General features: G+C 61.4%; 9 protein-coding genes and 1 pseudogene. 5 read left to right on the top strand and 5 right to left on the bottom strand.

The window, feature by feature from the left end:
* From K288_RS53185 to K288_RS51600, 3 genes and pseudogenes are all read right to left on the bottom strand, one after another.
* The coding region (locus K288_RS53185) for a hypothetical protein (RefSeq protein ID WP_152535946.1) at positions 1-396 on the bottom strand (396 nt) is incomplete at its 3' end.
* A 43-nt stretch (positions 397-439) separates the two neighbouring features.
* Positions 440-1399 carry a c-type cytochrome gene (locus K288_RS51605; protein WP_244443462.1) on the bottom strand — a complete coding sequence of 320 codons (960 nt, stop codon included), beginning with the start codon at positions 1397-1399 and terminating at the stop codon, positions 440-442.
* A 1-nt stretch (position 1400) separates the two neighbouring features.
* A pseudogene (locus K288_RS51600) lies at positions 1401-1826 on the bottom strand (transposase); the annotation flags it as partial.
* A 292-nt stretch (positions 1827-2118) separates the two neighbouring features.
* On the opposite strand from K288_RS51600, the gene K288_RS0141370 reads away from it, so the two are divergent.
* From K288_RS0141370 to K288_RS0141350, 5 genes are all read left to right on the top strand, one after another.
* Positions 2119-2478, top strand: a complete 360-nt coding sequence (locus tag K288_RS0141370; protein WP_027584640.1) for a type II toxin-antitoxin system RelE/ParE family toxin — start codon at positions 2119-2121, stop codon at positions 2476-2478.
* Positions 2468-2791: a DNA-binding transcriptional regulator gene (locus tag K288_RS0141365; RefSeq protein WP_027584639.1), complete on the top strand. Its 324-nt coding sequence runs from the start codon at positions 2468-2470 to the stop codon at positions 2789-2791. Before K288_RS0141370 ends, K288_RS0141365 begins: the two co-directional genes overlap by 11 nt.
* Before the next feature lie 114 nt (positions 2792-2905).
* Positions 2906-3847, top strand: coding sequence for a DUF1403 family protein (locus K288_RS0141360; RefSeq protein WP_027584269.1), 942 nt, complete (start codon positions 2906-2908; stop codon positions 3845-3847).
* Between the two features lies 1 nt (position 3848).
* Positions 3849-4541, top strand: a complete 693-nt coding sequence (locus tag K288_RS0141355; protein WP_027584268.1) for an SMC-Scp complex subunit ScpB — start codon at positions 3849-3851, stop codon at positions 4539-4541.
* Between the two features lie 327 nt (positions 4542-4868).
* Positions 4869-5507 (top strand): DUF433 domain-containing protein, encoded by a 639-nt coding sequence (locus tag K288_RS0141350; protein ID WP_027584267.1) that lies wholly within the window; start codon positions 4869-4871, stop codon positions 5505-5507.
* Between the two features lie 289 nt (positions 5508-5796).
* Here K288_RS0141350 and K288_RS48595 read toward each other — a convergent pair whose 3' ends face one another.
* Positions 5797-8010, bottom strand: a complete 2214-nt coding sequence (locus tag K288_RS48595; RefSeq protein WP_051334978.1) for an ATP-dependent RecD-like DNA helicase — start codon at positions 8008-8010, stop codon at positions 5797-5799.
* Positions 8011-8023: 13 nt separating this feature from the next.
* On the bottom strand, positions 8024-8307 hold a 284-nt coding region (locus K288_RS0141335; protein ID WP_244443417.1), incomplete at its 5' end, for a hypothetical protein.

Below are 8307 nucleotides of genomic sequence, written 5' to 3'. Positions count from 1 at the left end.
GAAAACATAGAGATAGCGGCCATCACCAAGCTGGATCAGCTGGTCTGCCATTGGCATGAGCTCGGTTTCGTCCATCGCAACATGCAGATGAACGCTCGGATTGGCAGAGCTCATGGTCATTTCTGCGATGTTATCGTCGGCTTGGAAAACGAAAGCAACACGCTCGCCGATGGTATTACCCGATTGCGGCAGGAGGATCTTCAATGCGGGCAGCTCGCCGGTATTTGCCGATCTCGCAACAGGCGCACCGTCAGACCCGTGCATATGGTGCATGCCCGGCTCATGGTGTTGTGCGTGGGCTGGAGCCGCGACCAGAGCGCCAGCCACAAGAATCATGCACCAAATGAACTGTTCGAATCGATCGCCAAACCGGTTGGGACGGGATGATATTTGCATGCTTTCCTCCTTTGTTTGCGAGCCCTGAAAGATTTCCACTAATTCAGTGCACATGTTGAGCGGGTGGCGGGAGAATTTTGGACTCTCTATTGAGAACTCGGACCTGCGAGATCAGCTCGTCGGAATTTTGCCAACCACATTCGTCCTCCTCTTGCAAGCAGCGCGCACGGATGTATCCGAACCTGTCGATTAGGAATTCCATGGAATGTCTTCCCATTTCCAAACGCGTGGGATCTCCACGATTTGTAGTGCTCCGGGAGAGCAGATCGTAACTTTCTCTAACCTCTTGTGCTCCACGCCGAACATTCGGGACGCCCGCCGCCAGCTTTGCGTCCGGCGACACGATAATCGCCCACAATCGTTCTTTCCGGAATCTTTTCTGCTCAAGGCGTAGCTGTTTAACGCGCATTGCGTCGGACTTTTCGGGAAACACGAGCAGCACATTGCTTTGCTCACGGAAGTCCTTCAGCTCCCTCTCCGCCCCATTCTCGTCCTCTAAGAAAAAGTTTGGAGCCCCCAGCCACGGATGATCGGGTACGATTTCAGGCGACAGGAGGCGCGCCTGAAATCCCTCTGAAAACGTCCGCAGGAAGTTGATCACATCCCAGCGGGCCTGTTCGTCCAATACATCAGCAAATCCGGGCATGCCGCTTTTTGGAATTCCATGGCTAAGCCACCAAAACATGTCGCCGGCCGTGTGCAGCGCAGTGTGCGGTTCGCTCAAATTCGCGGGCGGCTTGGGAAGGGTCGATGCCGCCGGACCATCGCCAAGCCCTCCGCTGCCGTGGCAAGCCGCACAATTTTGGGCAAATAGACGCTTTCCATTGGCTATTGATATCGTCGAATAGGCAACCGACGGGCGGCGGTAAGTATCGGGATAGGCTGGCACGGATATCTGCCACAGACCGCCTGCGACCGAAATAACGGCGGCGGCGCCTGCTGCAACTGCTTTTACCTTTTGCGGCTCTCTCAAACAAACGAGCAGGCCCCAGAAGAGTGACAATATCCATCCATGCGTCGACCAAAGTGTAGGTCAGTCGGATCACGTCGCGCAGGCGCGGAGCATTCTCCAGGCGCGACAGCGTCGGTTGGGAACACAGATCGCGACCGCTGTCCGGCAGCCGTCCGCAGGCCAGCTTGAATGCGGGATCGGACCGCAGATGATCGAGGTCGTCGGCGTCCTCGTAGCCGCAGCAGATCGCGAACATGCGCGCGCGGAACATATCGACAAGGCTGTGCACGACCCGCGTCGGATCGCGCCGATCCGGGAACACCCGGGCCAAATTGTCGGCCAAACCGAGACGCCGCTCGGCCATCGCCAGAAGCATCACGCCCCCATTCGAGGTTAGGCGTCCACCATCGAAGGCAGCTGTGACTTTCTTGGCGTGAACGGCTGGAAACGAGAAGGGCAGAATCGTATCATCGGTCATGGCGGGCGTGGCGTTCGCGGTTGAGGTGATGGGGTTGGCTTCGCAACCGAATCCTACGCCGCATCAGCGCTTTACACCACGCTCGCCAGCCTCTCAGGCGCCCTCTCGCGAATAAGACGGGTTAGGACGAACCGTCCGCTCAATTAGTTAGGGTGAGGAGTCCACCGATCCTGGGTGAACGAGGCGAAAAAATCGCCTGTTTTCGGGCCAATCCAGTCATCTAAGCTGAGCGAACCTCAGCGGGATTCTCACACCCCATTGAATTGGGTAGCACCAGGTGCTATCTTTTGCCATGCCCGATCGAATATTCAAGACGGCCTGGTTCGCCAAGGCGGCGCGCAAGGCGCGGCTTCCAGATGCAGCGCTCGTGCGCGCGGCCAGGGAGGCTGCGCAGGGCAAGGCGGACGATTTGGGCGGAGGCGTTTTCAAGAAGCGGCTCGGCGACAACCGTTTTCGGTCGATCCTGCTCGCCAAGAACGGTGAGTTCTGGGTCTACGTCTATCTGTTCGCCAAGCAGGACAGGGCGAACATCGATGATGATGAATTGCGGGCGTTTCGCGAGTTGGCGGCGCTGTATCGGCGCAAATCCGCGGCGGATTTGGACGCGGAACTAAATGCTGGAGCTTTGATGGAGATTGGCGATGGCCACTAAGCGGAAGTTCAAGAGCGACGCCTTTGAGGCGATCCACAGCGCGGTGGAAGGCATGATGCGGGCCGGGACAGTCGACAAGCAGACCCTGCGCTCCTTCGATGAGACATGCCTGTCCCGACCGGCGGTATTCGACGCCAAGAAGATCAAGGCGCTGCGTGAGCGCAATCACGTCAGCCAACCGGTCTTCGCACGCCATTTGAACACCTCGGAATCGACGGTGCAGAAATGGGAGAGCGGCACCAAGCGGCCGAGCGGCATGGCGCTGAAGCTTCTGACGGTGGTCGAAAAGCATGGCCTTGACGTCCTGAGGTAGGATCTTCAAAACGACCGATAAGGCAACATTATCAGTCGTTTTTATTTGTCGACAGGCGCGGCGGTTTGATGGGAATTATGTGGCGGAAAGCGCCGTCCCGGATTAGCCTCGGACATGGCCCCACGCACGCGACTCACGCTCCATGCCCCGCCCACCTTCCCGCCGTTTCCTGGCTGGGTGCGGCAGGCCCTCACGTCCGAGAGCCTTGATGACGCAATGTTTTCGGCCGGCGCGGCGCTTGCCGCGATCCATCCGATCGCGCGCAGCGAGCATCCGCTCGGCGCGCTGTGGCGGCATCGCCTGTCGCTGTCGAATGCCGCGGTGCTGGCCCGGCACGGCGGCCGCACCGAAGACGAGGCGGCGCTGCGCGATGCCTGGTATCTGCGCCGCGATGACGACGATCCAGGCCCCGGCGGCCGCATCCTGAAAGCCTGGCGGCATCTCGGCGAGCGCAGGGCCATGGCGTCGAAGGACTGGACCCTGCGGCTGTCGGCGCTGTTCGAGGTGCGCTTCAGCGACGCGCTCGAGGACGTCGTCACCCAGGCCGACAAGCTGATGGTCGGGCAGGGGAGCGCCATCACAGCCGCCGCCGAGATTGCGGCGGCGAGCCTGCGCTTCGTCCCGCAAAGCGAACCCCTCGCCTTGTGGCTCGCCGACATGGTGCTCGCCCATCGCCTGAAATGGCCGATGGCGGTGCCGTTGATCGCGGGCCAGGTCCGCCGCGGCGATCTGCGTGCCGCGGCCAAATCCGGCGCGGCGGACGACGGCTGGCCGAGGGCTTGCGCCCTGGCCTATGCGCGCGCGGCCGCAGGTGCGGCGGACCTCTATGTCGACCTTGCGCGACGGGCCGAGCGCTTGCTCGCTGCGGCGCCGAAGCTGCGCGGCAAGGACGCCGACACGATGGTGGCGATCCTGATGATGGAAGACGCCCAGCCGGCCGGCGCCGGCAAGACCGCGAGCGACCGCAGCATGCGCCGGCTCTTCGAGCGACTGGTGTCGCTCGGCGCCGTGCGCGAGCTGACCGGCCGGTCGACCTTCCGATTGTACGGGCTCTGACATGGGACGGCGCATGCGAGCAAAGACGGATCTCGATCTCGAACTGGCGGACCTGCCGCCGGAGCTGCGCTGGCGCGAATGGATGGGCCGGGTCGAGGCCGTGATCTTCGCCGCACCCGCGCCGGTGAGCCGCGAGACCCTGGCGCGCGTCGTCGGCCGCGATTGCAACCTCGATCTGATCATCGACAACATCCGCGCCGAGCTGCGCGGCCGGCCTTACGAGCTCGCAAGCGTGGCCGGCGGCTGGCAGCATCGCACCCGGAAAACTTTTGGCGATGCGATCCGCACCGCGCTCGGCGGCGAGAGCGATAGCAAGGCGCTGTCGCAATCCGAAACGCTGATCCTGGCCTGCATCGCCTATTACCAACCGATCACCCGCAGCGAGCTGTCCGCCTTCTTCGGCAAGGAGGTCAGCCGCGACACCATCGGCCGTCTGCGCGGGCTGGACTTCATCGCGAGCGGCCCGCGTAGCCCGCAACCCGGCGCGCCCTACACCTACGTGACGACCAAGGCGTTCCTGTCGCACTTCGGCCTGGAGACACTGCGCGATCTTCCAAACATGGAGGCGCTGGAGGACGCCGGCCTGCTCAGCAAGGACAGAATGTTGGCGGGAGAATTGCCGGATCCCTTGCCGGCAGATGATGAAGAGCATGACGATGACGAAGAAGCTGCAGATTGGACAGAGACAGGCTAGGTGCCTCTGTGGGCGGCCGCTTTCGATTCTATCCCCAACCCGCAAGTGTCCCGCCCCGAGACATAAAACCTTGGCATAGGTTGTGCTGACTAATGGGAGTCGGGATTTTGCATCACCCTCCCGGGCTCGATAAGCGCCGCCTGCAAGCTATTTCAAGCAGGCGGCGTTTTTATTCGGTGTCCCAATTCGATTTTGCGGGTGTGCCAATTAGGACAAGAACTGACGGGCGGGGGCGGTGGCCTCGCCCGGGGAATTCTTTAACGCTGCACCTTGCCGATCTCCTAATTCATCCCTAAATTGAGGATGAGTTACGGATGGAGGTCCGCCATGTCTTCCGCCCAAGCGTTGACTCTCACGGAAGCAGGTTACGTGCTGAACCGGTCGGCGGCTGCGCTCAACAAGGCCGTTGATACCGGCATCATTCGCGCACGTCAGCGACGGGTCGGAAGCGGAGTTCAGCGCCTCCTCGGCCGGGCGGAGATGCGCTTTCTGCTGGTCGCCGACAGATTGGAAAGAGACCTTACCCCTGCCGGCCGGCGCAGGCTCTATGAGGCGATCCGGCAGCTCTCCTTCGACGCGCACCGAGTCGCGTTTGGCGAAGTGGAGCTTGATCTCGGCAAGATCGACGCCGACCTCAAGAGCCGTCTTCATCGTCTCGACGAATTGCGCCGATGGGGACAAATCGGAAGTGACCGCAACGAGCCCCTCATTAAGGGCACCAAAATTCCTGTCTACATGGTGGCGGCCCTGGCCCGTGGGCAATCGGTCGAGCAGATTGTCGACAATTTTCCGTCGCTCAAGCGCCATCAGGTCGAGGCTGCGATCGAATATGCCAAAGCGTATCCAAAACGAGGACGACCCTATCCTCCGCGGAGCCTGAAGCGGTCGCTTGCGGAGCTGGCCGACCTCGGCGCGTTTGATGAAGAAGCCGAGGTGGGCGAGGCTGCGCCGCACCGGATTCCGTGACCGCGTATTTGGTCGACGAGAACGTGCTTCGCGAGTTTGGTGCGCGGGGCAACGCGAACGTGTGTCGCGGCTCCGAATATTGACCGGGTGGCAAAAGCCACGCCGATCTACAGCGCGGTTCTGGTTCAGCTCGGTGTTGGTAGCCCGTATGAGCATTCCCGAATGCAATAAGTGCGGGAGCCAACGTCTCGACGTCCATGCTGTGATTGTTGTCGTCATCGCCGACCCATCTCGAATTCGCGCTGGCAAGTTGACGATGGTCGGCTCTGTTGCGGATCGCGCGCCAAGATCAAACCATCGTGCCAATCGGCGCATGGTCGGATGAAGCCTCGCGCAACCACTCGGCGAGCTTGGACCACCGTCGCCGCCCGGAAACATTCCGTACCGCGATGGCAACGGCCTTCTTCTGTCCAACCAGAACGACCAGCTTCTTGCCGCGGGTGACGCCGGTGTAGAGCAGGTTACGTTGAAGCATCGCGTAGTGCTGGGTCATGATCGGAATCACGACGGCGGGGTATTCCGATCCCTGGCTCTTGTGAATCGTCGCCGCATAGGCCGGGGCCAGAATGTCGAGTTCGCCGAATTCGTAAGCAACAATGCGGCCATCGAATTCTGCGGTGAGCTCACCTTCGGCAGAATCGACGTCGACCACCGTGCCTATATCGCCGTTGTAGACCTCCTTATCGTAATCGTTCTCGATCTGCATAACTTTGTCGCCAGGGGCGAAGGTCCAGCCAAACCGTTCGACCTTGCGCTCGCCGGCAGGGTTGAGAGCGGCCTGCAATTCGACGTTCAGAGATCGGGCGCCGACACCGCCCCGGTTCATCGGACACAGGATCTGGATGTCACGAATCGGATTGAGGCCAAATCGCTTGGGGATGCGAGTTTTCACGAGCTCGATGATGCGAGCAACGACCTTCTCTGGTTCATCGGCCTGGACGAAGTAGAAGTCGGCTTCGCCTTCCGGCGGACTGAGATCGGGGATTGCGCCCTGATTGATGCGATGGGCGCTGACAATGATCCGGCTCTGAGCGGCCTGCCGGAAAACCTCGGTGAGCCGTACCACCGGCACGGCGCCGGAGAAAATGATGTCGGCCAGCACCTGGCCGGGACCGACCGAAGGCAGCTGATCGATGTCGCCGATGATCAACATGGCGGCCCCGTCCGGAACTGCCTTCAGCAACGCCCGCATCAGCATGGTGTCGACCATCGAGGCCTCGTCGACGACCAAGAGGTCGCAGTCGAGCAGGTTGTTCTCGCCGCGTTTGAAGCCACCTGTCTTGGGGTCGACTTCGAGCAGGCGGTGAATGGTCTTGGCCTCGAAGCCGGTCGCCTCGGTCATGCGCTTGGCGGCGCGGCCAGTCGGCGCACATAGCAGCAGGTTGGTGCCCTTCGCCGCCAGGATATTCAGGATGCCTTTGACGATCGTGGTCTTGCCCACCCCGGGTCCGCCGGTTATGACCACGACCTTGGATATCAGGGCGAGGCGAACCGCGGCGACCTGGCTTTCCGCGAAGGACATTCCGATTTGCTTCTCCACCCAAGGCAAGGCCTTGTCGGGATCGATCGTTGGCCACGGTGGCGCGCCGTTGGCCAGATGCAACAGGCGATCGGCAACGGTACGTTCGGCCCGATGAAGAGCGGTGAGGAAAATACACGGCGCATCACCAACCCGCTCTGCGACCACGGTCCCCTCTCGCAGTTCAAGTTCGAGCGCGGCACGGATCAGGCCCGAGGGAACTTCGAGAAGCTTCTGCGTGAGCGGGATCAGTTCGTCAGTCGGTAACCCACAATGCCCGTCATCCATCGCCTCGGTCAGGGCACAGGAGATTCCAGCGCGCACCCGCATCATCGCTGTTTTTTCGACGCCGAGCTTCATGGCGATGGCGTCGGCCGTCTTGAAGCCGATGCCGCGGATATCGCGTGCCAGCCGATAGGGGGTCTCGGTCATCACCTGGATCGCATCGGAACCGTAGGTCTTGAAGATCCGCACCGCACGTGCCGTTCCGACGCCGTGGCTGTGTAGGAACACCATGATCTCGCGGACGGCCTTCTGCTCGGCCCAGGCAGCCAAGATACTGGCGGCGCGGACCGGGCCGATGCCGCCAACCTCGCGCAGCCTGGCAGGGGTCGACTCGATGATGTCGAAAACCTTGTCGCCGAAGGCGCGCACGAGCTTCTTGGCATAGCCCGGTCCGACGCCACGGATCATTCCCGAGGCGAGATACTTCTCGATGCCGTCAGCCGACGTCGGCGGCGATGTTCGCAGGAACCGTGCCTTGAACTGCTGACCGTGGGTCCGGTCATTGATCCAATCGCCTGTGGCTGTGATCCACTCGCCCGCGGCGATGGTCGCAGCATGGCCGACGGCCGTCACGAGGTCCCGATGGCCACGCGCCTTGACGCGCAGCACACAGAAGCCGTTTTCGGCGTTGTGGAACGTGACACGCTCGACGATGCCGGCCAAGACGTCCTGGGATGATGCGTCGCTCTGAGGTCTCAATAATGTCGCCGTTTTAGGGGACTTTATCGGCTGCGCGTCGGGCCGCATCGCCGGTAGCTCGGCTGAATTGGTGGCGCGGGATATTGATGATGGCGAAGCGTCGGCGCTCCTCCGCCGCTGTCTCAGCGTCCGCTTCGACGAAGATTTCGACAGTCTCCTCGCTCGCATGAATCTCCACGCGAACGGGTGATTCGCCAAAATCGACTTCATGTCGCCGCCCACTTCGACCGCGAATGATAGCAAAGGACATTTGCATATTCTCCTTGGGGATGCCCCGGGTTCTGTTGAATTTCTGAA

The sequence above is a fragment of the Bradyrhizobium sp. Ai1a-2 genome (genome assembly GCF_000426245.1).
Taxonomy (GTDB): Bacteria; Pseudomonadota; Alphaproteobacteria; order Rhizobiales; family Xanthobacteraceae; genus Bradyrhizobium.
The sequence above is the reverse complement of the archived record's forward strand: the minus strand, read 5'-3'. Positions and strand labels throughout refer to the sequence as shown.

What these genes read in the sequence shown, in the direction of transcription:
- K288_RS0141370 (WP_027584640.1), top strand. Translation starts at nt 2,119, where the DNA reads ATGCCCGATCGAATATTCAAGACGGCCTGGTTCGCCAAGGCGGCGCGC.
- K288_RS0141365 (WP_027584639.1), top strand. Translation starts at nt 2,468, where the DNA reads ATGGCCACTAAGCGGAAGTTCAAGAGCGACGCCTTTGAGGCGATCCAC.
- K288_RS0141360 (WP_027584269.1), top strand. Translation starts at nt 2,906, where the DNA reads ATGGCCCCACGCACGCGACTCACGCTCCATGCCCCGCCCACCTTCCCG.
- K288_RS0141355 (WP_027584268.1), top strand. Translation starts at nt 3,849, where the DNA reads ATGGGACGGCGCATGCGAGCAAAGACGGATCTCGATCTCGAACTGGCG.
- K288_RS0141350 (WP_027584267.1), top strand. Translation starts at nt 4,869, where the DNA reads ATGTCTTCCGCCCAAGCGTTGACTCTCACGGAAGCAGGTTACGTGCTG.